We start from the raw sequence: 24629 nt of genomic DNA on the forward strand, positions 1-24629 counted from the left end.
TCTGTTGAGTGGCCGGGGGCCCTCTCTGGTCATTTCCGAAGGGTACTCATTCCACGCTAGGGCTTGGATGCGCTTATGAGAAGATCCGGACCCTGTCGCGACGACGGCCACGCCGGCTCAGGGGTTCCGCTGGTGATTGCGTCTCGCTGCGGATGCGCCTAGCGTGATCAGACAAGAAACGATGCGAAGAGTGTTTCCAAGCGGGGGCCATGACATGGCAACTCAAAGCGACGGCGTAGGCTTCCGTTCCAAACGGGGCCCGGTACTCATAGCGCTGATGCTCTCGAGCGGCCTCGTCGCGATCGATGCCACCATCGTGGCGACCGCGGTGCCTTCGATTGTGCATGAAATCGGTGGGTTCGCTTCGTTCCCGTGGCTCTTCTCCGCGTACCTGCTCGCGCAGGCCGTCTCGGTTCCGGTCTACGCGAAACTCTCCGACATGGCAGGCCGTAAGCCGATCATTCTCACTGGCATTGGACTCTTCCTGCTCGGATCGATTCTTTGCGGGCTGGCGTGGAGCATGCCCACGCTCATTGCCTTTCGCGTGGTGCAGGGCCTGGGTGCCGGCGCGGTCCTGCCTGTTGCCATAACCATCGCTGGCGACATTTACACCCTGGCCGAGCGCGCAAAGGTGCAAGGCTACCTCGCCAGCGTGTGGGCAACCTCATCTGTTGTCGGTCCAACACTGGGTGGGGTGTTCTCTTCGCTGGGAGTTTGGCGCGGAATCTTCCTGGTCAACATTCCACTGTGCCTTGTGGCTGCGTGGATGCTGGTTCAAAGGTTCCACGAGAACATCGAACGGGTAAAGCACCGCATCGACTATCTTGGAGCCGCCCTCCTCACGGTCACGCTGACCTTGACCATCCTCGGGGCCCTGGAGGGTGGGCAGGCATGGGCCTGGGACTCTCCGATCAGCATTGCTGTGTTCGCGATTGGTTCACTTTTGCTCGTTGCCTTCGTCCTGGTCGAGCGGCGAGCAGCTGAACCTGTCCTTCCGCCGTGGGTCGTTTCGAGGCGCCTTCTCGGCACGACCGCGCTGATCTCCTTCGGCGCCGGAGCAATCGTGCTTGGCCTCACCTCCTACGTTCCCACTTTCCTTCAAGGCGCGCTTTCGGTGTCGCCGGTCACGGCGGGCCTATCCCTGGCAGCCCTGACAATCGGCTGGCCGATCAGCGCCTCGCAGTCGGGCCGCTTCTACCTTCGGATCGGCTTCAGGGCAACAGCCTTGATCGGGATCACGGTCACCCTCATCGGTTCGGCGGCCCTCGCCATCACGGCCTACACGCCGAACCTCGGGTTCGTCGCAGGCAGCTGCTTTGTCGCCGGGCTCGGACTCGGGCTACTTGCAACCCCGAGCCTGATCGCAGCCCAGTCCAGTGTCGAATGGCACGAACGAGGAGTAGTGACGGGCACCAACCTCTTCGCGCGATCCATCGGCAGTTCGCTGGGCGTAGCAGTTTTCGGAGCCGTGGCCAACGCAATCTACGCCGGCAGCCCCGGTGGCGGGAAGAATTCGCAGGCGATCGTATTCGCCTCTGCTGCGGTATTTCTCGCCGTGCTTGTGAGCGCCGCGCTCACCGTCGTCGCTGTCATCGCAATGCCCGCCACCGCCCTGGAGGTTACCGCTCCCCAAGGCAAGGGGCCGGGCTCGCGGCTCCAAAAAGTGCGGCGACCAAACGGGCGGAATGGGGGCCCTTAGGGTTGTGTCCCCCGGCTGGGCTAGTTTCCCGGCTCCTCCGGAGACTGATTGGTTTCACTGCCACCCGTACGGACAACGCGGATTTTCGTGGTCTGCCGCTCTGAATGTTCCGGGAGCTGGATACGGATTTCGAGGACCCCATCCTCGTATGTGGCAAGGATGCCGTCTTGGCTCACTCCGCGGGGCAGCGGGATGCTGCGGGACCGTTCCCCGTAGCGGAGCTCGGTGCGGTAACCCTTCATGTCCACGCGTTCGGCATCCTCCTCGCGCCGCGCCTGGATATGCAGCGTGTCGTCGGCGACGCTGATGTCGACGTCGGTCTCGGGGTCGATTCCCGGCAGATCCACTCTGACGACGAGCGTGTCCCCGTCCTGGTACTGTTCGATGCGGAGCGAAGGATCAGATTCGCCTTGAAGGAATCGTCGGAGGGGTTCCGGGACTTCGAGTCCGCCGCGTCCGAATAGGTTGTCCATGATGACCTCCTGGTAGGTACCGGCTGCCAGTCAATACAGACTTGCCGGGATGAGAAGAAAGCTACGCCTAGCACGGTCCCATGGATAGCCCGTCCCGTGGATAGCCCCTCGGCAGGACGATTGCGCGTCTCAGCTTTGATGGAAGTCCGGAGCCTTTGGGGCGTCGAGTATTCCCGCGATCTTCTCTTCCAGGGCTGCGATGGTCGCTTCGGGCAGGACAATCAGACCATCCAATTCGCGCCGGGCGCGCTTGTACGCTGTCTGCCGTTCTGCCGGCGTCGCTGCGCTGTCCGAAGCGATCCTGAGCAGCTTCCTGGCGGTTGCCAGCCGCTGGCGCTCGGGCTCAGTGAAATTGCTGTCCTTGATGCGTTTGGCTTCCCGTTCTGCCACGTCGAACGCCAGTTCGAAGCTGCGGACGGCCGTGCGATATTCCGCTAGCCGTGCCGTCGTCGTAATTTCTCCCGGAGTTGCCGGGCGCAAGCCGTCAGCCTCCCGTTTGGTCCGAAGAAACGCCACGGTGAGCGGCTCGCGGACGTCTGACATGACCGGAAAATCAATGAGTTTACCGACGTCAAGTTCGTATTCGAGCCATCGCCGGTTCACGGCGTCGTGTGCCTCTTGCAGCCGCAGGACCTCGGCCTGGCTGGCCTGCTCCGCTTGCGCCGCGCGGTTCTGGAGCTGATAGAGCTCCACCCGACGGCGGTGCCGCCGTTCGCTGGCTCTGGACCAGGACCGCGCCCAACCGCCAGCCAATCCGCTCAGCGGAAAGACCAGCCACCAGAAGTGGCTGACGAAATCGAGGAAGGGATTCACCGCTTTATCGTCCCACCGGTCCGGACGTGTCTCAAGAGGCCGCGGCCGGCAGGGCCTGAGCTTGTGCTGAGTGGAATATTTCCGGGGGCGGACGTGCTTCCGTTCCCGTGGCATTTGGGGGAGGAGCGTGCCATCGTTGCAGCATGCAGACGGTATTCGAGGCGGCGGGCGGTGCCGACTTCTTCTTCGAGCTGGCGGACGCTTGGCATGCCAGGGTCATGGCGGACGAGGTAGTAGGGCATGCGTTCAGCCATGGGTTCCATCCCGAGCACACGAGGCGTCTGGCCGCCTATTGGGTGGAGGCGTTGGGCGGCCCCAAGGCGTATACCGGCGCTTACGGTGACGAGACATCAGTGGTGCGGATGCACAGCGGCAACGGGCCACATGAGGACATGGACCGCAGGGCGATCGCCTGCTTCGATCAGGCACTGGCGGATGTAGGACTCACCGGAAGCAGCCTCCTCTGGGAAGTGCTGCACGACTACTTCGCCTGGGCGACCACCACCACCATGTCCAGGTACCACCGCTCCGCAGACGACGTCCCGGAGGGACTTCGCATCCCGGCGTGGTCCTGGGACGGGCTCGTTGATGAGAAGGAAGCTTAGCCGACCTTCCGGAGCCAGTCCGTCAGGATAGGCAAGACGACGGAGCTATGCATCGCCCCGATGTGATCGAGGCCAGGAAGCACTTGGACATCCCACCCGGTGTCAAGCAGGGCTTGCTTGTGTGTCGTCAGGGGCTCACCGATCTTTACCTGAACGTTGCCCCAGGCCGGGCCGTAATCGATCCGGTCGTCCGCCCCTGCGAAGGCAAGACGGGGCAAACCCGGCGGGACTTCGGCGGAGGAATCGTAGAAGTCTTGAAGGGCTTCGTAGAGGGTGACGAATTGGCGGGTTTGTGCTTCGTTCGTTTGTACGGGCACGGAGTCCCAGTCTCCGGGCTCAACTTCAGTGGTGGGTGAAGGAACCAGATCGGCAGATTGGGTGGACATCGAGTGCGCTGCCCGGGTGACCGCCAACATGCTCTCGTAAGGCCCATCGAGGGGTGGGTATCCGCCCATCACCAGTGCCCAGAGCCGGTCAGTGCGGATTGCGAGCTGCAAGCCACAGAGTGCCAGCCAGGAGTAGCCATAGTAGGCGAAGGTGCCGGCCTCAGCGGCATCGGCGATGGCAAGGAGGTCAGCCGTGACATTCGCCGGAGTAAGGGTGTCCGGTGCGGGGTGTGCCATCCGGTGACCTTCGTAATCGGCAACGACCACCCGGTGTGATCGCGCGAGTCCGTTGACCAAGTTGGGTCCCAGATCCGGATCAGCGCCCCAGCGGCGCATCGTTTCGGCCTCTTCCGGCAGATAGGCGGCGAAGCGGGCAGGTACCATCAGGGCGCGTCCGTTTCCGTGGATGGTTAGGGGGATCGTTGTGCCGTCGTGAAGAACGGCCTCAGCGGTGTCAATCACGGCTTACCCTCCAATTGGCTGCGGCCACTTGTGGTCAAGCTTGCCACTGAATTGCCGGTAGCGGCCCTTGGCATGTTCCCCGAACTCGAGGCATTTCCCATCGACAGGCACCCTGGCCAGGAATAGCCTTAAGCCGTCCCATTGACCGACGAGGATGACGGAGAGGTATCCGAACATGGGAGCTACGGAAAACGCTGAATTGGTCCGGCGGGGATATGAGGCCTTTAACGCAGGTGATTTGGCGACACTCAGCGAACTGTTCGCGGAGGACGCAGTCTGGTACGCAGCTGGAAATGGAGTGCTGTCCGGGACGAAGCAAGGACGCGACGCCATCCTGGCGTATTTCGGCGAGCTGGGAGCGCGTTCCCAAGGTTCCTTCCAAGCGACGGTCCTAGACATCGTCGGCGGAGAAAACCACACTGTGGGGCTTCAGCAAAGCCGCGCTGAAAGTGACGGAAAGACCCTGGACGTTGCAACCGCCATCTCCTTCGTGCTCCGCGACGGAAAGGTTGTTGAGGGCCGGGAGTTCTTCGAGGACACGGCTAAGGCAGACGAATTCTGGACCTGAATATCGGATTTGGATCCCGGCAATGAAAACTCATTGACATCCCGAGTAACGGGGTCTATTGCTTGGCATGTCCACACCCATCCACACCAGCAAGGAGCAGAGATGGAAGCCGCGCCCTACGGAGTCGTGCACTTCTTCCCAGGAGGCACCAAGGACCAATACGAGGCGTCAATTGCCGCTGTTCACCCAGGAGAGGGGCTCCTGCCCGACGGTCAGACTTTCCATGCCGCAGGCCCGTCGGCCGGCGGTTGGACGATCATGGCTGTCCACGAGTCGAAGGAAAGTTGGGAGAAATTCCGCGACGGCATTCTCATGCCGCGCATGCAGGCGGGCATAGAGGGAGGATTCGAGTCGGCCCCTGAAGAGACAGGAGTCGATCTCTACAACGTCATGCCTTAACTATTCGAAAAGGCCGCCCCCAGGTCTCGCGGGCGGCCTCCGTCCATTCTCGCGGAAGTGGAAAGGAAACAGTCTTGGCCTCCACAGTGAACTACTTCGAAGTCGGTTCGCCCGATCCCGAGAGCGCGCGGGCCTTTTACGGCTCACTCTTCGACTGGACTTTCGGTGAATCCTCGCCTGCCAGCTACCAGATGGTGAATGGCGACAAGGGTGGGCTGTGGGATACTTCCTCGCTCGAGGGAACATCGTGGGCGATCTTCTACGTGCAAGTCGACGATGTGAAAGCCGCAATTGCCAGGGCCGAGTCGCTCGGTGCGAGTGTAGCCATCCCGTTCGTCGACAACGGCGCGATCGAGTTCGCGCACCTCCTGGACCCGCACGGCAACCGTTTCGGCGTGTGGCGTCCCAAACAGCCGGGCTGAAGCGACAGGATATTGCGCACGCTTGCGACATTCGATGAAAAGGACGAAGTGCATTGACACTCGAGACATTGCCCGTGATCGATTTCTCCCGTCTGAATGCAGGCCCGGACGAGGCCTCCCGGTTCCGTGACGAACTGCGCGATGCCATGCATGAGGTTGGCTTTCTCTACCTTGCCGGCCACGGCATCCCGCAGGAGTTGACGGACGCCATTCTCGACGTGTCGCGCCGCTTTTTCGAGCTTCCGGAGGAAGAAAAACTCGCCATCGAGAATGTCCGCAGCCCCCAGTTCCGCGGCTACACCCGCGTTGGCGGCGAGCTTACGGACGGCGCGATCGACTGGCGCGAGCAGATCGACGTCGGCGTCGAGCGTGACGCTGTTGAGCCGGGCCCGGGTGTCGCGGAATATTGGCGCCTGGAGGGGCCCAACCTTTGGCCGGCCGCGCTGCCGGAAATGCGGGAGATTGTCTCGGAATGGACCGAACGGCTGAGCACCATCTCGCTGGCCTTGCTGCGCGCCCTCGCAGTTTCCCTCGGCGCGCCCGAGGACACCTTTGATGCGGCATTCGACGCACGGGCTTTCCCTGTCCTCAAGATTGTGAGATATCCGGGGGAGTCGAACCCGGAACCCAAACAGGGCGTGGGGTCCCACCGTGACGGGGGAGTGCTCACGCTTCTCCTGGTTGAGCCCGGGAAGGGCGGTCTCCAGGTCGAATATCTGGGGAAGTGGATCGACGCTCCACAAGTGCCGGGGACTTTCGTGGTCAACATCGGCGAAATGCTGGAACTCGCCACAAACGGCTACCTCAAGGCGACCCTGCACCGCGTCATCTCGCCGCTTCGAGGCACGGATCGGATTTCCCTTCCCTTCTTCTATAACCCTGCACTTGATGCGACCATGCCGCAGCTTGCCGTGAGCCCGGAGTTCCAGGCAAAAGCCCGTGGCTTGTCTGTTGACCCCACGAACAGCCCGATTCTGGAAACCTACGGGGACAACGCCCTCCGTTACCGGCTTCGGGCCCACCCGAACGTCGTCGCAGAGCATCACGCAGACCTGTTGTGAGACTGTTCGTCGTGAACACGCCAGACAGGCCGGATTGGGGGACTGCCCGATCGAAGATGCTCATCGGCGCTGCAGGCCTGATCCTACTCACGGTCACCGGCTGCGGGGCCGCCGGAACTCCAGGACCCGGGAGCCAATCCGGCAGCCCAGCTCCAACCGGGCAGGCTACCGCTGGCGCGGCGGACGACCTCAAACTAACCGGAGTTGGGGTCAGCACCGAAACGTCCGCGCTTTGGTCGAACGTCACCGTGCCAGTCCAGCCCGCAAAAGGGCACTCCATCGCCCAAGAAGGAACAGTGATAGTCGCGGCCGGCGTCCAGGGAGCCAACCTCGTCGTCGCCAGCAGCGCCGACTCGGGAAGAACGTGGGCGACCCACCAGCACGCTCTCGGGTCACCTGCGCCAGATGCTCTAGACGTCGCCCTTTCAGGGGACGGCGAGCACTGGCTCGTGGGACCGCCGCATGAAGGCAGCCCAGGAGCAGCGGCAAGCTACACGAAGGCGTACGTCCCGGCAGGCGGCGGCGAACTCCAGCCCATCACGCTACCCGGGCCGGCCGCTCACGCAGCCTGGGCCGGGTCGACTCTGCTCGTGAGCGGAGGCGCGCATGGAGGCCGCCTGTGGTCCAGCACCGACGACGGGCAGTCGTTCAACGACATCAGCGATAGAGTCCAAGGCAGTATTCCTCCAACCGCGAACTCCTACGCTCCCGTGATCGGCGCCGTGCTCCAGTTCAATGGTGCGGCTGCGCCTGTCCTGCTGGCACAGAACGGGACCGCAAGCACTGCAACCGTCTACACCGCCCGGGACGGGAACACCTTCACCAAGGCGGTGTCCGTTAACTTAACAGGCATGCAGCCCGGGGCCCTCGACGGTCTCACCAGCACCTACGGAGGCAACGCCGTCATCATGACCGCCCGAGACCAGCTCCTCGAAATCACCGCCGACGGCCAGCAAAAGACCATCGCGATGACCGGGCTACCGGCCGGTCTCACCACAATTGGAATCGACTTCCGCGACGGCGCCAACGGGACTGCCAACACCACGGCCACAACATGCTCCAACGGGAAGAACAACTGCATCACCGTCAGCAGTACCTACACCACATCGGACGGAGGAACTACCTGGACACAGGCCCACTAGCCGCCAAACACGGACGGCGGCTCAGTCAGGGCATCGGTCCTCAAGCCGCCGACCTGCTGTGAGACTGACGGTACGGGGCCGGATAATGGGGCTATGGACTTCGAATTGCTCACCATCCAGGATTGTCCGCACGGCTCCGCGGCCCGGGAACTATTCTCCCGGGCCGTGGAATTGGAAGGGAACGATCCAGCCTTGATCGCGGCCAGGGAGATCCTGAGCGACGAAGAGGCCGAAGCCTCCGGATTCCACGGATCCCCGACATTCATGGTGGACGGAATCGACCTCTTCCCGTCGACGGCGGAGCCGGCCATGAGTTGTCGCGTCTACCGAACGGCCGGGGGCCTCTCGGGCCTGCCCAGCCTGGAGTCGCTTCGACAGGCGATCCAGGCCAGGCTGGTTGCCTAGCCTCAGCTTGAGACGGGCACTTCTGCAACCACCGGGTGGTCCCGCCCGAGGTTCCCCAGCGCCGATGCTCCTTGCGGCGATCCGAGTTCCTCGAAGAACTCCACGTTGGCCCTGACATAGTCTGCCCACTCGTCCGGTACGTCGTCCGAGTAGTAGATCGCCTCGACCGGGCAGACGGGGTCGCAGGCGCCGCAGTCCACGCATTCGGACGGGTGGATGTAGAGCGAGCGTTCACCTTCGTAGATGCAATCCACCGGGCATTCGTCGATACAGGCTTTGTCCTTGACGTCCACGCAGGGCTGCGCGATCACGTAGGTCATGGCGCGCTACACACCGGTGTAAACGGTCTTGCCCCAGGTGAAGAAGTCCAGTGCGGACTTGCCCTGCTCGCGGAAGGTGTTGGTGGAGGAGTCCTTCACGCCGCCGAACGGCACGTTCAGGTCCAAGCCCGCCGTGGGCCGGTTGACCTTGATAACGCCGGCCTGCGCCCGCGCGGCGAAGTCCGTGGCCAGGGCCAAAGAGTCGGTGCAGATGCCGGCGGTGAGGCCGTAGCGCGAGTCGTTGATCGCGGCCAGGCCTGCCTCGTAATCGGGGACCTGCAGGACAGCAACCACCGGACCGAAGATTTCCTCCGTCACGGCGGCGTCGTCAAACGCAATGTCGGTGAGGACAGCGGCAGGGAAGAGCAGCGCACCGGAGGGGTCGCCGTCGTACTCTCCGTGCAGGAGGGTGGCGCCGCGTTCGACGGCGGTGCGCACCGCGGCCTGGTCCTGCTCGAACTGCTGGCTGCTCACCACAGCGCCCATCTTGGCGCCGTCGAGCCCGTCACCGGCGGTGTAGCTGGCGGCCTCTGCAACAAGGGCTTCGAGGAACGCGTCGCGGATGCCAGGCGTGACGTAGACGCGGGAGGTTGCCGTGCACGCCTGGCCCGTGAGTCCGAACGCGCCGGCTGCGACTACGGCGGCGGCTTTCTGCGGATCGGCGTCGTCGAGCACCAGGACGCCGTTCTTGCCGCCCATTTCAAGCTGGACGCGGGCGCGGCGGGCATTCAGGATTTCCTGGAGTCCGAGCCCCACTTTGGTGGATCCGGTGAAGGACAGCCCGGCGATGCGGGGATCGCGTGCCAAAGCGTCTCCGACCACGCGGCCCTTGCCGTGAACCACGTTGAAGACACCGGCGGGAAGCCCTGCGTCCTTAAGGGCGCGGGCAAGGTGCGTCGCGGAGAGCGGGGTGAGTTCGGCCGGCTTGATGACCACGGCGTTACCGCTGATGAGTGCGGGGGCGGCCTTCCAAGCAGGGATGGCGATGGGGAAGTTCCAGGGGGTGATCAGCCCGACGACGCCGAGCGGTTCGCGCCGGGTGGTGATGGTGGTGTCCGGGAGGCCGCTGGGAAGTACTTCGCCGGTGGCGGCCCAGCCGAGGGAGCCGAAGAAGCGCAGCACGTCCGAGGCGCGCTTGACCTCTCCCTTGGCTTCGGCGAGGGTCTTGCCTTCCTCGCGGACGAGGTTTTCGGCGATCGCGCTTTGGCGTTCTGCGAGCAGGTTGCCGGCGGTCATGAGGATGGCGCCGCGGGCGGGTGCTGGCAGGGCTGCCCAAGCCGGCTGGGCGGCGACGGCGGCTGTGATGGCCGCGTCGACGTCGGCGGCGGTGCCGCTGGGGGAGAGGGCAGCGAGTTCATCCGGGCGGGCCGGGTTGATTCGCTGGATTTCTGGCTCTCCGGCCCATTCGCCGTTGATCAGGTGCTGCGCTACGGCAACATCCTGGTGGGTGGATGTTGCGGATTCAGTGGCGGTGGAAGTCATGGTAATCCTTTTGGCTTTGCAGTTGGGATTGGGCTGTAGGGCGGGTCGGGAGGAGATCAGGGCCTACAGGCTCCTGATCAGGCCTCCGTCGCAGCGAAGCGCGACGCCGGTGATGTAGGAAGCGGGGGCGCTGCAGAGGAAGGCGCCGGCGGCGCCGAACTCCTCCGGTTCGCCGTAGCGTCGGGCCGGGATGGTCTTGCGCGATTCGAGTTGGATTTCCTCCGGTGTGGTGCCGCGGCGTTTGGCCGCCGTCCGGTCCAGTTCGGCGACGCGGTCGGTAGCGATGCGTCCTGGCAAGAGCATGTTGACCGTGACGGCGTCGAGGGCCACTTCCGCCGCAAGCGTCTTGAGGTAACCGGCCAATGCTGCACGGCCCGTGTTGGAGACGGCGAGGTTGGGCAAGGGTGCCACAACTCCGCTGGATCCAATGGCCAGGATCCGTCCCCAGCGCCGCTCCCGCATCCCCGGCAGGATCTTCGTGACAAGGGCGTGGTGCGGTTTCACCAGCAACTCGAACGCCGCCGCGATGTCGTCGGCGCCAAGGCTGGCGGCCGCCCCGGGCTTGGGGCCGGGGCCGTTGAGCACGAGGATATCGATGGGGCCAAGCAGGTCCACGGCGCGTTCGACGGCGGCGGTCACTCCGTCCGGGGTGCTCAGGTCGGCCTCGACAGCCACGGCGCTGTGGCCGTCAGCCTGCAGCTCCGCCGCGATCTTCTCGGCCAGTTCGCCACGCCGGCCAGTGATGGCCACCCGGACGCCCTCGGCCGCGAGTCCGCGGGCAACGGCTAGTCCCAGCCCTCCTGTGGAGGCGGCGACGAAGGCGGTCTTTCCGCTGATTCCGAAGTCCATCAGAGCGCTCCTGCCGTGTGGGCGGTTGGGGTAAGCGAGAGATCCAAAGCGCGGGCCGCTTCAGCCAGATGCGCCAGCATTCCGTTCCTGAGGACCTCCGGGAAAGGAGCCGCTGGAGGGCGGACGCCGGAGTCCTTGATGAGGCCCCGCTCGCGGAAGCACTCCTTCCGGACCGCCAAGGCGATCCCGGCCTGCTGCTCGAAGTTGATGAGCGGCAGGTACGGGAGCAGTGCGTCCCGGGCGGCGTCGTAACCGCTCGACTGCCAGCCGCGGACGCAGGCAACGAGCGCTTCCGGGTAGGAGAACCCGGTCATGGCGCCGGCAGCGCCGGCCACCAGCTCGTCAAGAAGCCCTTGACCTCCCAGCCCACCGAATACGGAGACGTCGACGGCCACCGCGAGTTGGGCGATGGCCACACTGGTGGGCGGGGCCTCGGCCTTGACCGCGATAACGAACTTGCACGCCTGGACCACGTAAATGAGTGCATCCGTGCTGATGCTGACACCGCTGGCCACCGGGTAGTCCTGCAGGACAACCTTGGCGCCGGTGGATTGGTGGATGGCATTCAGGTGCGCGATGACCACCTCCGGCCGGGCCGAATTGGCCTGCACCATGACTGCCGCGATCCGGTCTCCCGCTACGGCCTGGGCAGCGCGGATTTCTTCGACTGCCGTGCCCGTGAAGAGCGAGGTTACACCGACCACGAGAGGCAAACGGGTCTCTTCCACGACAACTTCCAACGCCAGGCTGCGCTCCGCTGCGGTCAGGGCAGCGGCCTCGCCGAAGACACCCAGGACAGTCAGCCCTGTGGCGCCGATGGATTCATAGTGCTCCACTAACTGGGCCAGGCTGTCGGTGTCCAGATCGAGGGTGCTGCCCTGGAATGGCGTGGCGACGACGCCCCACACGCCGGGTGCCAGTGATTCCCGCATTGGATTGTCCTTCCGTTCGTGCTGAGGTTCGGTGTCTTGCATCTGTTCGTGCTGCATTCAGCGGCCCGGCCACACTGGCGGGCGCTTTTCCTGGAAGGCGCGCACGCCTTCGGCGGAGTCCTTGCTGTCGAGTGCGGCCATGAGGGCCGGCAACCTGAGGCCGCGGGCTTCCGCGGCGCTCAGGTGGCTGGTCCTGCTGACCATTTGCTTGACAGCCCGGACCGAGCTGGGCGCGCAGGCGAGGATCTGGTCCACCCAGCGCTGCACCGCGGCGTCGAGCTCTTCTGTGGGAACCACTTCGTTGACCAGGCCCATCGACTGCATCTCTGCAGCCTCGGCCTTCCGGCCGGTGAGGAGCATGCTCATCGCTTGGGTGTAGGGGACGCGGCGCACCAGTTGGTGGATGCCGCCGTCGAGCGCCAAGCGCCCGACGCGCGGTTCGGTGAGGCCGAAGCGGGCCGTGTCCGCGGCAACGACGATGTCGGCGCCGAGCACGATCTCCATGCCGCCGCCAAGCGCATAGCCGTTCACTCGGGCAATCACCGGAATGTCCAGGCTCGTCCGCAGGCTCAGTCCGCCGAACCCGTTGGGGTCAAGCTCCGCCCAGTACTGCAGGCCGGTCTTGTCCACGGCAGAGGCGGACATGTCCGCCCCAACGCAGAACGCCCGCGTGCCGGCCCCGGTGATGACGACGGCGCGCACGTCAGGATCGGCTTCGACCTGGTTCCAGATGTCATTGAGCCGGGCCTGGGCGCTCCCGTCCACCGCGTTGAGCACGTGCTGGCGGTCGATGACCACCGTGGCCACGTGGTTCTCGATGGTCAGCGTGACCTGGTCGACCTTCTCTACTGTTGAAGCAGTCACCGGAGGACCCCCAACTTCTGCAGGCGCTCGATGGTTTCGGCATCGAAACCGTTCTCCAGCAGGACCTCCACGTTGTGCTCGCCGAGCCGCGGCGCCACGCGCCGGATGGAAGGCGGGGTAGCGGACAAGCGAATGGGGGCATTGAGCATCTTCACTGTGCCGACGCCGGGGTGCTCGGCTTCCACGATCATCCCGTTGGCCTCAGTCTGGGCATCTGCCAGGGCTTGTTCCAGGGTGTGGACGGGCGCGTTGAGCAGGCCTTGGCTTTCCAGCTGGTTGGTCCAGTACTCGGTGGTGTTCGTGGCGATGCGCTCCCGGAAGATCGCCTGCAGGGCTGGCTTGTGCTTGAACTGCTGCTCCAGGTTGGCGAACTCCGGCCGCTGGGTAAGGTCCTCGTCCAGTCCCAATGCCTCGGAAATCCGTGCGAGCGGGTCCGGGGTGAAGCCGCCCACCATGCAGACGGCGCCGTCGGTGGTTTCAAAGACGCCGCTCAGCGGCATGGCGCCCCAATTGACCTCATAGCCGCGGTTGAGCTGCATGCAGGCCTCCTGCATCTGCAGGTGGAGCATGGAGTCGTACATCGTCACCTCGACCTTTTGCCCGACGCCGGAAGCCTCCCGGGTACGCAATGCCAGCAGGATGCCCTGCATGAGGTGCATGCCCGTGATGTAGTCGCACAGGGTGGTGGGGTAGATGGCCGGCTTCATGTCGTCCGACTCGCGCCGCCACATCACGCCCGAGTAAGCCTGTGCGATCGCGTCCTGGCCGCCCTTGTGGGAGTAGGGTCCAACCGGGCCGAAGCCCGTGCCGGAGGCCCAGATGATGCCCGGGTTCCCGGCTTTGAGCTCCTCGTAGCCGAAGCCCATCCGCTCCATCACGCCGGAACGGAAATTGCTGACGACGACGTCGGCGTCGGCCATGACCCGGCGGAGGACGGCCTTACCCTCGTCGGTGCGGGTGTCCACGGAAACGCTCCGCTTGTTCCGGTTGATGGACAGGAAGATGGGATTGTCCTGGCCATCCTTGTCCGGGAACGAGTTGCGCGAGATGTCGCCGGCCCCCGGACGCTCTACCTTGATGATGTCCGCGCCGTAGTCGCCCAGGAGCTGGGTGCAGGACGGTCCCATGAACACCTGGGTGAAGTCCACGATCTTGATGCCATGGAGGGGGAGCGGGATGGCATTGGGCTGGACATCGGTCTGGGGAGCGGCAGCGCCGGCGACCACCGCCGTCGTGGTTTCCTCAAACTCATCGAGAAGAATGTCGGTGCTCATGCCCCCACCACAGCTTCGTTGTCGAGGGTAGCGTTCGACGACGGGACGTCGCCCGGGTCTGCACCATGCCGGCGCATGCCCTGCTGGATGTCCAGCGCGGAGACTTCGCGGACGAGGGTACCGTTTTGGACCGCCAGCGCGGCGGCGACGCCGACTGCCTGGCCCATGGCCATGCAGGGCGGGATCTCGCGGGACATCTTCTGTGCTTCCGGGGTGGCCGAGTAGTGGCGGCCGGCGACGAGCAACTGGTCCACTTCCTTGGGAAGCAGCGAGCGGTACGGGTAGTAGTAGTCGCGGCCGCGGGCGACGGTGTCCGCGAAGTGGCGGCGGGAGGTGACGTCGTCCTTCGTCATGACGTATTCGCCCTCGAGCAGGCGGGTTTGCCGTACGCCCATCTGGGAGGCGACGTCGAGCATGTAGCAGTTCTCAAAGCCCGGCAGGTGGGCGCGGACGTACTCCACGGCCTCGCTGATCCGGTCCCGCGCGGCAAACTCGGCGGCGGTCATGTCCGCCGGGTCCACGCCGTCGTACCCGGTCATGTGGGGAGCGTTGCACCAGACGACGCCGTCGATGGGTGTCTTGAGCCACCACAGTTCCCAGGCGCCGCCGAGGAGGCGCTTGATGGTGCGGTTGATGGCACGGGCTTCCTTCGGGTTGGCCTGCTCGAAAGCCTCTGCTGCGGCAGTGTCCACGTTGCCGAGGCGGAAGACGAGGGTGGTGAGGTAGCTGTCCTTGATGTGGCTGGCGCCGGCACGGGAGGCGACGTCGATGTCTCCGGTCGTGTCGATGACGATGTCCGCCATGAACGCCTGCGGGCCGGACTTGGTTTCGCAAATGACGCCCTTGATGACGCCGTTGTCCACGATCGGGCGGGAGAACCACGAGTGCAGGCGGAGGTTGACGCTGGCTTCGCGGACGAGGTCGTTGGAGACCCGCTTCCAGCCGTCGGGGTCGAAGGCTGCGGCGTAGCAGATCGGCTTGGGGGTGGTGTGGGAGTGGAAGTCGAAGGTGCCGTAGCGGCCCCATTTGTTCCAGAGTTCCTCGGAGGTCTTACGGTCATCGGCAGGCGGGACAATCGCCAGGCCGAGCTTCTGCAGCCGTTCCACGTACTCCGAAACGATGCCGGTGACCGTGATTTCCTGGCCGTTGATCATGTCATCGAGCACCAGGACCATACCGCCGGAGGCAAGGCCACCGAGCGAGGAGTAGCGCTCCAGGAGCGTGACGGATGCGCCGGATCGTGCTGCGGTGACCGCGGCGGCCACGCCGGCGGGCCCACCGCCGACCACGAGGACGTCGGAGCGGGAGATGACGGGTGCGGTGAGATCCGCCGTCGTCGTACTGAGTTCCAGTGACGATGTGGTGGCAAAGGAGTTCATGGTGGAGGATCCTTACTTCCCGGCAGGCATGCCGTTGGAACGGTTGCCGGGGTGTAGAAGAGGTGCTCAGGAGGAGCCCGCTGCGAAGCACGCAGCGAACCAGGCCTGGCGGAGGGCATGACGAGTAGAGGTCCTAAGGGACCTGGACACGGAAAGAGAGATGTTTGCGAACGGACGTCCAAGGGTCCGTACGTGCATGGCAGCGAGCGGCGGCTAGCGCCGGCTGATCACCACACGTGAGGGGCGTTGACCCAGATTGCTACGCATACCTCTTCGTAGCTGTTTTTGTACCAGTGAGGCGTATCCGACGAGAAAGTGATCGAATCGCCCGCCTCAAGCGTGTAGCACTCACCGTCGAGGAAGATGTCTTTCTTTCCCGAGAGGATGATGCCGAATTCCTCGCCGCTATGGCGAAAAGGAGTGGCGCTGGTGTCGTGGCCTGGCGGACTCACGATCCATTGAGCCTCCAACGCGCCATTGAGATCCGGGGTCAGGAGCTCATAGACTGCCTCTCCCACGGACTTTTTGGTGACGCCTTTGAGGTTTCGCCGCTCGGACTTACGGACAACCGGCGACCTGGTTTCTTCCTGGCCGAGGAAGAATTTCCCCACGGGAATGTCCAGGCCGTGAGCCAGCTGTGCCAAGGTGGTGAATGACGGATTGGCCAGCCCACGTTCGATCTGGCTGACGATCGCCGGGCTGAGACCGGTGATCTCCGAGAGTTTGGACAGGGTCATCCCCTTGTCCTTGCGCATCGTGCGGACCTTGTTGCCGACAGTCGCAAGAAGCGCGCTCGTGCCGGCCGGTGAGGATGCCGCAATGATCTCGTTGGTCATGATCCAGCTTTCTCTCGGTGAGCTGACTCACATAACTATAGTGAAAAATTTTAGCGAATCAATGGTTTGGTGAAATTTTTCTGTCTTCCCGGTTCAGTGACGTCCTCGCGGTAGCGGACTCTCCCTTGCCGGCGGGGTAGCGAGGGGTATTTATCAAAAAGCATTGACCTGGTGAATATCTTCAATATAGTTAAGTGAGTCGCATCACGTGGGGAAGTTTGCAGCACGATCGCCAGACGTGGGCGCTTCAGCCTTCTGGCGGAAGGCCCAGCCCAGCCCCACGTCCACCCTCGTGTTTCCCATACTGATCCTGCGACACCCAAGCAAGCCATCCATGCTCCCTTTTTCCGGACTGGATGTCCCCGTTTGCTTCAAAGCGCTACGAAGAGGCACGCGTAGCTATCTGGGCTAACTCGCTTCCCATGAGGTGAGTTGGTACGGCCATGCCGGACCAAGCCAAAATGATAGTTTCGATCACCGTCCACACCCCTGGGTGTCAACGGTGATCCGTACCCTCACGCACCGCGAAGGTGCGGAGGAAGGAAAGAATCATGACTGACACTGTCGTCAAGAATGGCCCGGAGAGCGCCCGGAAATCCCGGCTCTCTCCGGAAATCCGCCGTGGGCTGCTGGGCCTCGGACTCGGGAACACCCTTGAGTGGTATGACTGGATGGTCTTCGGACTCCTGTCGGCCTTCATCGGGCCAAAGTTCTTCCCCTCGCAGGACCCCACCGCCGCAACCCTTAACGCCTTGGCGGTCTTCGCCGTCGGTTTCGCGTTCCGCCCGCTGGGCGGCGTCCTGCTCGGTACTTTCGCCGACAGGATCGGCCGCCGAAAAGTGATGCTCTGGTCCATCATGATGATGGCAGTCACCACGCTGATCATCGCCCTGTGTCCGACGTACCAGCAGATCGGCGGCGCTGCCGGCGTCATCCTCCTGGTCTGCCGCATCGTGCAGGGCATCTCCACCGGTGTTGAGGCTCCGCTTTCCACCGCACACGCCGTCGAACTGGTTCCTGTGGGACGCGAAGGGTTCGTCGCAGGCATCATCTCCTTCTTCGTCAACTCGGGCATTCTCCTCGCCTCGCTGGTCAGCTACCTGTGCAGCCTGATTCTGAGCGGGGCTGTCATGGCCGACTGGGGTTGGCGCGTTCCCTTCATTGTGGGAGCAATCTTCGGTTTCATCGTCGTCTACCTTCGCCGGACCCTCCCGGAAACCATGCGGCCGGAAGAGCTTGCGGAGAACTCCTCGAAAGCGGTTTGGGGCGGGGTACGCAAACATTGGCTGAGCGTGCTGGCCATTACCTTCGTTGTCGGAGCGGCGCAGGCCTACAACTACGCCTGGAATACGGGACTGCCCACCGCGGCCCGCAGCGGCTTCAAAGAAGACGCGACCGCTGTCTTCGCGCTGACCACCATTCTTGGAGTGGTGCTGGTCGTCGGCAGCCTGGTGGTCGGCAAGCTCGCCGATGGCAAGTCGATTTCCAAGTGGTTCCTGATCACCCGCGCCCTGTCCATTCCTTCGGTCTTCCTGATGCTGATGTACGTCCGTCCGGGCATCGGCGGATTCGCCGCGGTCCTCCTGGGCGGCTCGGTTGTCCTGGTCCTGAACATGACCCTGTACAACGTCGTCACCAGTTCCCTGATGCCTAAATCCTGCCGCGGCGCAGGAACTTCCCTCGGGTACGGAATTGGTGTGGCCATCTTCGGTGGCACGGACTCTTACCTCCTGGTCTGGCTCCAGTCCCTGAATGCATCGTGGATCTTCCCGGTCTACGTCGCCGTCCTGTCCGCCTTGAGCATTGTGTTCTATGTGCTGGCACGGCGGAAAAACGGCATCTTCATTGGAAGCTAGGAACGTGCATGGATACCTTCCGTCAAGGCCGATGTGGTTCCGGAGGTACTTGTGATCTCGTTTGACCTCAGTCATTCCGATGTGGAGCTCTACACCGCGGCCCGTCAACTGCTCCTCACGGCTCATCACACCGAGAACCATCGTGTCGCCGCTGCCATGCGGGGCGCTTCCGGCGCCATCTACCTGGGCCTTCACATTGGCTCCAAGCGAATCAATGTGTGTGCCGAATCCAGCGCTCTTGCCAACGCCCGCATTGCGCAGGAAACATCGATCGAATCGACCGTTGCAGTCAGCATGGACGCACACGGCGAGCCCCAGGTCACCAATCCTTGTGGCGTTTGCCGCGAGCTGCTGAGGAACTATGGGGCCGAGGCGACTGTCCTGGTTGATGCCGGGGGAGAGGTGGGAACCGTCAGTCTCGAGGAACTCCTGCCCTATCCCTGGATGCGGGCCACAGAGACCGACTGGACCACTCAGCCGCCAGGCGCCGGGACATTCGAACTCGGCCGTCAGCGGTGAAGACGTACTAAGCGCAATGGAAATGGCCGGGACTCTTTTGAGTCCCGGCCATTGTCGTAGAAATATGCCCTTATGCCGAGCGGCGTTCCCCACGACGTTCGCGCAGGATGTTCAGGCGGTCTTCGAGGATCTGCTCAAGCTCGGGAAGGCTGCGGCGTTCCAGCAGCATATCCCAGTGCGTGCGGACGGCCTTCTCGTTGGTGTCAACGGGGCGTTCGCCATCAACCAGGAGCGCTTCCTTGCCGGTCTTGGAAACCCAGACAGGAGGGATCTCGGCTTCGGAGGAGAAGGTAACGAAGACCTGCTCTCCGTCCGCGCAGCGGTATTCAACCCGCTGACGCGGCGCCGGCTCCACACCGGATTCGGTTTCCATGCTCTGGGCGCCAAGACGCATGCCCCGCAGGCTGCGATCGCTCATGATTACTCCCTCTGTCTGTTCGCGGAACCAGGCTCCGCGCTAGCCGGACGACGCAATGGCGTCGCCCGGACTACTGTCTGCACACGTTGCATCACTAGATGAAACGCCTGACCAAGCGTTAATGTTCCGTTCGGACTGAACCGGCCGGACAAATACACCATTATACGCGGATCGAAGCGAACAGGACAAAGCGAGGGGGACCGGCCAGGAATCCGGCCGGTCCCCCTGCAGCAAACTGTCCGCAATTACGGTGACGGTTCGTGTGTAGGTGACGGTTCTTGTGTAGCCGACGGCTTCCCGGAATCGCTGAACAAGTCTGCGACGCCTGATCCGCCGTTGACGCCACCCAGTGCACCGCCGATACCCTTGAGGGCCTCACCGACCTCGCTGGGGATAATCCACAGTTTGTTGGATGATCCCTCCGCAATCTTCGGCAAGGTCTGAAGGTACTGGTAGGCCAGCAGCTTTTGATCCGGGTTGCCCTTGTGGATGGCGTCGAAGACCTTCTGGATGGCCTGGGCTTCGCCATCGGCGCGGAGGATGGCTGCCTTGGCGTCACCCTCTGCGGCGAGGATCGCCGCCTGCCGTTGGCCTTCGGCCGTGAGGATCTGCGACTGCTTGGTGCCTTCGGCGGTCAGAATCGCAGCACGCCGGTCGCGCTCGGCGCGCATCTGCTTCTCCATCGAGTCCTGGATGGAGTGCGGCGGATCGATTGCCTTGAGCTCCACGCGTGAAACGCGGATTCCCCAGCGTCCGGTGGCTTCGTCCAAGACCCCGCGGAGCTGGCCGTTGATCTGGTCGCGCGAGGTGAGCGCTTCTTCAAGATTCAAGCCGCCCACGACGTTGCGGAGCGTTGTGGTGGTCAGCTGTTCAACAGCCTGGATGTAATTGGCGATCTCGTAGGTCGCGGCCCGGGGATCCGTTACCTGGAAGTAGACCACGGTATCGATCGAGACAACCAGGTTGTCCTCGGTAATCACCGGCTGCGGCGGGAAGGAGACCACTTGTTCGCGAAGATCCAAGAGGGGCAGAAGGCGGTCGACGAAGGGGATCAGGATGGTGAGCCCGGGGTTGAGCGTGCGCTGATACTTACCGAGGCGTTCTACGACGCCGGCACGCGCTTGCGGGATGATCCTGATCGAGCGGACCAAAACGATAATCACGAATATGACGAGAACTAGCAGCACAATCGCGGCTGCAGTTCCTCCCAAGCTGTCCATACATCTCCTTCATTCCCCAGTTACGTATTTGATGCGGTTATGTGCGGCAATGGGCCGATTACTCTTCAGCGGAGGCGACTACCGCCGTCGCGCCGTCAATCCTGGTGACTTGCACTGTCTGGCCGGCGTCGATGATTCCCGCCGCGCTGCGGGCGCTCCACACGTCGCCACCGATCTTGACCAGTCCCGCCGTCGCACTGACGGGCTCCATGACGAGTGCCGATTGGCCGATCAGGCGGTCCACGTTGGTACGTTGCTCGGCGGGACCCTTGCGCAGATGCTTCAGGGCTATAGGGCGAACGAACGCGATCATCAGGAGGGACACGATGCACAGGACGACTATCTGCAACCAGAGATCGGCTCCGGCAAAGTCGGCGACGAGGGCAGCCAGCGCGCCGGCCCCGAGCATGATGAAGAAGAAGCTGAGCGTCAGCATCTCCACCACGGCGAAAGCGAGAAACACCGTGAGCCAGAGAGCCCACCAATTGCTGCCAAGCCATTCAAACATCGTTCCCCCTGTTTCCGGACTTGCGGCGGCAGCCGGCCTGATCCGGACTGCAGCGTCGGCAAGATCACAGTCGCTGTTTTTCCATCCTAGCCCGGTGCGAAGTTTCCCGTTAGGAGCCTTTCTCCGGCGCAGTGAAAACGCTGATGGTGAACTTCGCGGTGGCATGCACTGACGTCTCCGCGGCCGTCGACGCGAGGAGGGCGGAGCGCTCAAGGTGGTGGCCTGCTGGTCCCATGAACGCGACATCGGCAATGTCCCGCCCATCAAGCTTTAGGTCTACGTCGAGTTGAATGGTGTCCGCAAGATTGAAGAATTCCTGCATGGACTCGGCAAGGCGCTCGTCCTTGCCCGGCTCAATGCTCAACATTCCAGTCCGTTCCGCAATCTCCCCAAGGTGTCCGTCGCGGGGAGTCACCACGATCGCCCGGCCGCCTGGACGCAGTACGCGGGCAAACTCCAGGGGATTCCGCGGCGCAAAGACCACGATGAGGGCATCCACGGCATGGTCCGCGAGCGGCAGGGGACGCCAGATATCCCACACGAGATTGATGGCGCCGGGATTCAACCGTGCTGCCCGGCGGAGGGCGAACTTCGAGATATCGATGCCAATGGCTGCCGCGGGCGTGCGGTCCAGCACTGTGCGTAGATAGTGGCCGGTGCCGGTGCCCGAATCCAGGACGAGGGATCCTGGCGCGGACAGGACCGGTGCCGCCAGCTCCGCGATGGCGTCGGCGAGGGGAACGTAATGGCCCGCGCCCAGGAAGTCGTTGCGCGCTGCGACCATTTCGGCCGTGTCGGCCTCGAATACCGTGCCTTTGCCGGTGAGTAGGTTGAAGTAGCCCTGTTTGGCGGCGTCGAAACTGTGGCCGGCGACGCAACTCAGCGAGAACGGCGCCGTCCCGCTCAGGCCGAAAGGACCCTGGCAGACCGGGCAGCGCAGGGATGAGACGGCGTCGGAAAGCATATGGACAATCCTACGGCGGCCGGAGTGGCACATATCGTCATGCCGTGACGGCCGCTAGGCTCACCAGCGTGAAAGCCGAACAACTCCCACTGCTGAATTCCGTCTCCGCTCCCGCCACCCATCCAGACGGCACACGCGCCGTCGTGTCCGTCACGCGGCCCGATTTCGACGCCGATGCCTACGTCGGGCAGCTCTGGAGTGTTCCTTTTGACCATGCGATACCACCCCGACGGATCACCCGTGGCTTCCGGGACACCGCCCCCGCCTTCTCGCCCGACGGCACCGTGCTGGCATTCCTCCGGGCGACCCCGGACGGCAAGCCACAACTGCACCTGGTGGAGGCCGGGGGCGGGGAGCCGCAAGCAATGACGGAACAGAAATTGGGCGTCTCGGAGTTTTCCTGGGCCCCCGATTCGCGCAGGATCGTGTTCTCCTCGCGGGTTCCCGAAGAAGGCCGTTACGGAACGGTTGACGGCGTCGGGGCGGGCAGCGAGGACCCCCGATTGATCAGCGACAACCAGTACAGGCTCAATGGACTGGGCTACACCGCGGACAAGCCCGCCCAACTGTTCGTCGTCGACGTCCCCGAGCTCGGAGCGGAACCTCCCGTGGTTCCTGTGGGGAGGGCCGCCAAAGCCAGCGGGGCTGATGCGGCGAGCCTGGTGCCGCTGGCAGCGCAGTTGACGTTCGGCGAAGCCGATCACACGTCGCCGTCCTTCAGCCGCAATGGCGAGAGTATCTACTTTGTCGCGTCGCTCCACGACGGGCACGACGGCGATCTCGCCTCGGGGTTCTATCGTGTCCCGGTTGGGGGCGGCGAGATCGCGGCCCTGCGTCCGGACGCTGCCCTGCAGTCCGTGCAAGAGGTCTGCGAATCGGGGAACGGTGAGTGGCTGTTCTTTACGGCACAGGACCTCGGCGACGACGGACTGGACTTCGTCGCGAGGAACACGGCGCTGTACGCAATGCCGGTCCGGGGCGGCAAAGCAACGATGCTCAGCGACGTCGAAACCCAGGACATCAGCGGCCGCCTCGAAGCTTTTGGAGCGGACGGGATGCTCGCGCTCAACACGAGCCGTGGGAGCGTGCAGCTGATCCAGTGGACGGCCGACGGCGAGGCGCCCGAGGTCCTCGTCGAGGGACCCCGGGTGGCGATCGGGGCTTCCGCGGCGGGAGACATCGTGGCTGTCAGTTTCAGCGACGCTTTCAGCAATGGCGAGGTCGGCGTCCTCGAGAATGGCAAACTTCGATCGCTCACCGACTTCACCAAGGCGCTCCGAGGCGAAGCAACCATCCTTGAACCGCATGAATTCACTGCCACCGGCACTGATGGCTACCCGGTCCATGGCTGGGCAGTCCTACCGGAGGGGCGTGGCCCCCATCCCGTGCTGCTCACCATCCACGGCGGCCCTTTCGCCCAGTACACGGCAGCCTTCTTCGACGAAGCCCAGGTGTACGCCGAGGCGGGATACGCCGTGCTGATGTGCAACCCGCGCGGTTCTGCCGGGTACGGCCAGGCGCACGGTGGGGCCATCAAGGAAAAGATGGGCACCGTGGACATGGCGGATGTACTCACCTTCCTGGACGGTGCCTTGGAAGCCTTCCCTGCGATGGACAGGGATTCGATCGGCATCATGGGCGGGTCCTACGGCGGATATCTGACTGCCTGGGTTATCGGCCACGAACACCGCTTCAAGGCAGCCATTGTGGAGCGCGGATTCCTTGACCCGGTCAGCTTTGCGGGTTCCTCGGATATCGGATGGTGCTTCGGTGGCCAATACACGGGCGGCTCGCTGAAGCAGATGGCTGCCCAAAGTCCCATGGCCGTAGTGACTGCGGTCCGGACGCCTACCTTGGTGATCCACAGCGAAAACGATCTCCGATGCCCGGTTGAACAGGGCCAGCGCTACTTTGCCGCCCTCAAGGCCCAGGGCGTGGAGGCGGCTTTGCTCCTCTTCCCGGGTGAAGACCACGAACTATCGCGGTCGGGCACGCCACACCACCGGCGCCAACGTTTCGAGCAGATCCTCGCGTGGTGGGCTAAGCACCTGCCTTCCGCCGCAAACCCGCAGCGCGAAACCAGTTCGGCTACGGGCTGAGGAAACCCAGCCCGCGCCGTGCCTCGTCGATTCCGGGGTACGCCCAATGGGCGGAGTACTCTCCATCGTTTGCCAGCGACCGTAGCTCAGCGCGGTCCAAATAGAGTCCGCCGTGCAGGTGGTCGGTTTCGTGCTGGACTATCCGGGCCTGCCATCCGGAGAATTCGGCCGAGGTCGCACTGCCATCAGGACGCTGGTACTGCAGCCGAACATCGCGGTGCCGCGTGACCACGGCCTGGAATCCGCGCATCGATAGGCAGCCCTCATAGAACGACGCCGTGGAAGTCCCCACGGGCTCATAACTGGGATTCAGCACCGCGAAGAAGCCCAGCGGCGTCCTTTGCCGGATTTCCGAGGCAACAGGATCAACATCGAAATGGTCTTCGAGCACAGCCAGCTGCAAGGGGATGCCGAGCTGCGGAGCGGCGAGGCCCACGCCAGGCGCGGCATGCATGACATCCCGCATCCGCTCGATCAGCTGCGCCAATTCGGTGTCCTCGAGCTGGCCATCGTAGGGCGCGGCCCGTTGGCGCAGCACGGGATGGCCGACCTGCACGATCGGCGGGAGGCCGTCGAGAACGAGTAGATCCTGAACTGTGCTGCGGATTTCGGAGGCAGTCAACGTCGTGTCCGGGCCGGCAGGCAGGGGGCGGGTCTCAAAGTCCATGGATTGA

The 24629-nt window shown here is 63.7% G+C and carries 27 protein-coding genes; 11 read left to right on the forward strand and 16 right to left on the reverse strand.

Going from position 1 to position 24629, the window contains the following annotated elements; all coding sequences use genetic code 11:
• The first annotated feature begins 214 nt into the window (after nucleotides 1-214).
• The gene (locus NFJ07_RS01295; protein ID WP_269991906.1) at nucleotides 215-1699 is read left to right on the forward strand and encodes an MFS transporter; all 1485 of its coding nucleotides are present in this window, start codon (nucleotides 215-217) and stop codon (nucleotides 1697-1699) included.
• Nucleotides 1700-1719: 20 nt separating this feature from the next.
• On the opposite strand, the gene NFJ07_RS01300 is transcribed toward NFJ07_RS01295, so the two are convergent.
• The gene (locus NFJ07_RS01300; RefSeq protein WP_269991907.1) at nucleotides 1720-2172 is read right to left on the reverse strand and encodes an Hsp20/alpha crystallin family protein; all 453 of its coding nucleotides are present in this window, start codon (nucleotides 2170-2172) and stop codon (nucleotides 1720-1722) included.
• A gap of 129 nt (nucleotides 2173-2301) precedes the next feature.
• The gene (locus NFJ07_RS01305; RefSeq protein ID WP_269991908.1) at nucleotides 2302-2985 is read right to left on the reverse strand and encodes a hypothetical protein; all 684 of its coding nucleotides are present in this window, start codon (nucleotides 2983-2985) and stop codon (nucleotides 2302-2304) included.
• A gap of 143 nt (nucleotides 2986-3128) precedes the next feature.
• Between NFJ07_RS01305 and NFJ07_RS01310 the strand changes: the two genes are divergently transcribed.
• Nucleotides 3129-3590, forward strand: a complete 462-nt coding sequence (locus NFJ07_RS01310) for a group II truncated hemoglobin (protein WP_269991909.1) — start codon at nucleotides 3129-3131, stop codon at nucleotides 3588-3590.
• Here NFJ07_RS01310 and NFJ07_RS01315 read toward each other — a convergent pair.
• Nucleotides 3587-4438: an alpha/beta hydrolase gene (locus NFJ07_RS01315; RefSeq protein WP_269991910.1), complete on the reverse strand. Its 852-nt coding sequence runs from the start codon at nucleotides 4436-4438 to the stop codon at nucleotides 3587-3589. The two genes, NFJ07_RS01310 and NFJ07_RS01315, sit on opposite strands and share 4 nt — an antisense overlap.
• Before the next feature lie 175 nt (nucleotides 4439-4613).
• Here NFJ07_RS01315 and NFJ07_RS01320 point away from each other — a divergent pair, with 175 nt between their 5' ends.
• The 6 genes from NFJ07_RS01320 to NFJ07_RS01345 all read left to right on the forward strand — a co-directional run bounded on the left by NFJ07_RS01320 (nucleotide 4614) and on the right by NFJ07_RS01345 (nucleotide 8435).
• Nucleotides 4614-5006 carry a nuclear transport factor 2 family protein gene (locus NFJ07_RS01320; RefSeq protein WP_269991911.1) on the forward strand — a complete coding sequence of 131 codons (393 nt, stop codon included), beginning with the start codon at nucleotides 4614-4616 and terminating at the stop codon, nucleotides 5004-5006.
• A gap of 102 nt (nucleotides 5007-5108) precedes the next feature.
• Nucleotides 5109-5405: a hypothetical protein gene (locus NFJ07_RS01325; RefSeq protein ID WP_269991912.1), complete on the forward strand. Its 297-nt coding sequence runs from the start codon at nucleotides 5109-5111 to the stop codon at nucleotides 5403-5405.
• 74 nt (nucleotides 5406-5479) lie between these two features.
• Complete coding sequence (locus NFJ07_RS01330; protein ID WP_269991913.1) at nucleotides 5480-5827, forward strand: VOC family protein; 348 nt, start codon at nucleotides 5480-5482, stop codon at nucleotides 5825-5827.
• 53 nt (nucleotides 5828-5880) lie between these two features.
• Complete coding sequence (locus NFJ07_RS01335) at nucleotides 5881-6888, forward strand: isopenicillin N synthase family dioxygenase (protein WP_269991914.1); 1008 nt, start codon at nucleotides 5881-5883, stop codon at nucleotides 6886-6888.
• 11 nt (nucleotides 6889-6899) lie between these two features.
• Complete coding sequence (locus NFJ07_RS01340; protein WP_269991915.1) at nucleotides 6900-8030, forward strand: hypothetical protein; 1131 nt, start codon at nucleotides 6900-6902, stop codon at nucleotides 8028-8030.
• A gap of 93 nt (nucleotides 8031-8123) precedes the next feature.
• Nucleotides 8124-8435: a hypothetical protein gene (locus NFJ07_RS01345; RefSeq protein ID WP_269991917.1), complete on the forward strand. Its 312-nt coding sequence runs from the start codon at nucleotides 8124-8126 to the stop codon at nucleotides 8433-8435.
• A 2-nt stretch (nucleotides 8436-8437) separates the two neighbouring features.
• Here the strand turns inward: NFJ07_RS01345 and fdxA are convergent, their stop codons facing one another.
• The 8 genes from fdxA to NFJ07_RS01385 all read right to left on the reverse strand — a co-directional run bounded on the left by fdxA (nucleotide 8438) and on the right by NFJ07_RS01385 (nucleotide 16371).
• A complete protein-coding gene (gene fdxA / locus NFJ07_RS01350; protein ID WP_269991918.1) occupies nucleotides 8438-8755 on the reverse strand; it encodes a ferredoxin in 318 nt (105 codons plus the stop codon).
• A 6-nt stretch (nucleotides 8756-8761) separates the two neighbouring features.
• Complete coding sequence (locus NFJ07_RS01355; protein ID WP_269991919.1) at nucleotides 8762-10237, reverse strand: aldehyde dehydrogenase family protein; 1476 nt, start codon at nucleotides 10235-10237, stop codon at nucleotides 8762-8764.
• Between the two features lie 63 nt (nucleotides 10238-10300).
• Nucleotides 10301-11086 carry an SDR family oxidoreductase gene (locus NFJ07_RS01360; protein WP_269991920.1) on the reverse strand — a complete coding sequence of 262 codons (786 nt, stop codon included), beginning with the start codon at nucleotides 11084-11086 and terminating at the stop codon, nucleotides 10301-10303.
• Nucleotides 11086-12018, reverse strand: coding sequence for a dihydrodipicolinate synthase family protein (locus NFJ07_RS01365; RefSeq protein WP_269991923.1), 933 nt, complete (start codon nucleotides 12016-12018; stop codon nucleotides 11086-11088). The genes NFJ07_RS01360 and NFJ07_RS01365 overlap by 1 nt, the downstream gene beginning before the upstream one ends.
• Before the next feature lie 57 nt (nucleotides 12019-12075).
• Nucleotides 12076-12882 carry an enoyl-CoA hydratase-related protein gene (locus tag NFJ07_RS01370; protein ID WP_269991924.1) on the reverse strand — a complete coding sequence of 269 codons (807 nt, stop codon included), beginning with the start codon at nucleotides 12880-12882 and terminating at the stop codon, nucleotides 12076-12078.
• Complete coding sequence (locus tag NFJ07_RS01375; RefSeq protein ID WP_269991925.1) at nucleotides 12879-14156, reverse strand: CaiB/BaiF CoA transferase family protein; 1278 nt, start codon at nucleotides 14154-14156, stop codon at nucleotides 12879-12881. Before NFJ07_RS01375 ends, NFJ07_RS01370 begins: the two co-directional genes overlap by 4 nt.
• Nucleotides 14153-15535 (reverse strand): FAD-dependent oxidoreductase, encoded by a 1383-nt coding sequence (locus NFJ07_RS01380; RefSeq protein ID WP_269991926.1) that lies wholly within the window; start codon nucleotides 15533-15535, stop codon nucleotides 14153-14155. Before NFJ07_RS01380 ends, NFJ07_RS01375 begins: the two co-directional genes overlap by 4 nt.
• Before the next feature lie 227 nt (nucleotides 15536-15762).
• Nucleotides 15763-16371, reverse strand: coding sequence for a helix-turn-helix domain-containing protein (locus tag NFJ07_RS01385; RefSeq protein WP_268021727.1), 609 nt, complete (start codon nucleotides 16369-16371; stop codon nucleotides 15763-15765).
• Nucleotides 16372-16922: 551 nt separating this feature from the next.
• On the opposite strand from NFJ07_RS01385, the gene NFJ07_RS01390 reads away from it, so the two are divergent.
• Entirely contained in the window at nucleotides 16923-18227 is a 1305-nt protein-coding gene (locus NFJ07_RS01390; RefSeq protein WP_269991930.1) for an MFS transporter, read from the forward strand.
• A 51-nt stretch (nucleotides 18228-18278) separates the two neighbouring features.
• Nucleotides 18279-18746 (forward strand): hypothetical protein, encoded by a 468-nt coding sequence (locus tag NFJ07_RS01395; protein ID WP_269991931.1) that lies wholly within the window; start codon nucleotides 18279-18281, stop codon nucleotides 18744-18746.
• 70 nt (nucleotides 18747-18816) lie between these two features.
• Here NFJ07_RS01395 and NFJ07_RS01400 read toward each other — a convergent pair whose 3' ends face one another.
• The 4 genes from NFJ07_RS01400 to NFJ07_RS01415 form a co-directional block, all read right to left on the reverse strand.
• Entirely contained in the window at nucleotides 18817-19164 is a 348-nt protein-coding gene (locus tag NFJ07_RS01400) for an RNA polymerase-binding protein RbpA (protein ID WP_059389983.1), read from the reverse strand.
• A 245-nt stretch (nucleotides 19165-19409) separates the two neighbouring features.
• Nucleotides 19410-20384 carry an SPFH domain-containing protein gene (locus tag NFJ07_RS01405; protein WP_269991935.1) on the reverse strand — a complete coding sequence of 325 codons (975 nt, stop codon included), beginning with the start codon at nucleotides 20382-20384 and terminating at the stop codon, nucleotides 19410-19412.
• Between the two features lie 58 nt (nucleotides 20385-20442).
• Nucleotides 20443-20892 carry an NfeD family protein gene (locus tag NFJ07_RS01410; RefSeq protein ID WP_269991937.1) on the reverse strand — a complete coding sequence of 150 codons (450 nt, stop codon included), beginning with the start codon at nucleotides 20890-20892 and terminating at the stop codon, nucleotides 20443-20445.
• 109 nt (nucleotides 20893-21001) lie between these two features.
• Nucleotides 21002-21856: a putative RNA methyltransferase gene (locus NFJ07_RS01415; RefSeq protein ID WP_269991939.1), complete on the reverse strand. Its 855-nt coding sequence runs from the start codon at nucleotides 21854-21856 to the stop codon at nucleotides 21002-21004.
• 68 nt (nucleotides 21857-21924) lie between these two features.
• Here NFJ07_RS01415 and NFJ07_RS01420 point away from each other — a divergent pair, with 68 nt between their 5' ends.
• Complete coding sequence (locus NFJ07_RS01420) at nucleotides 21925-23955, forward strand: S9 family peptidase (protein WP_269991941.1); 2031 nt, start codon at nucleotides 21925-21927, stop codon at nucleotides 23953-23955.
• Here NFJ07_RS01420 and NFJ07_RS01425 read toward each other — a convergent pair.
• On the reverse strand, nucleotides 23945-24622 hold the full coding sequence (locus NFJ07_RS01425; RefSeq protein ID WP_269991943.1) for a peptide deformylase: 678 nt from the start codon (nucleotides 24620-24622) through the stop codon (nucleotides 23945-23947). The two genes, NFJ07_RS01420 and NFJ07_RS01425, sit on opposite strands and share 11 nt — an antisense overlap.
• Nucleotides 24623-24629: the final 7 nt, after the last annotated feature.

Origin of the sequence: Arthrobacter sp. B2a2-09 (assembly GCF_027587375.1) — a bacterium.
Classification (GTDB): Bacteria; Actinomycetota; Actinomycetes; order Actinomycetales; family Micrococcaceae; genus Arthrobacter.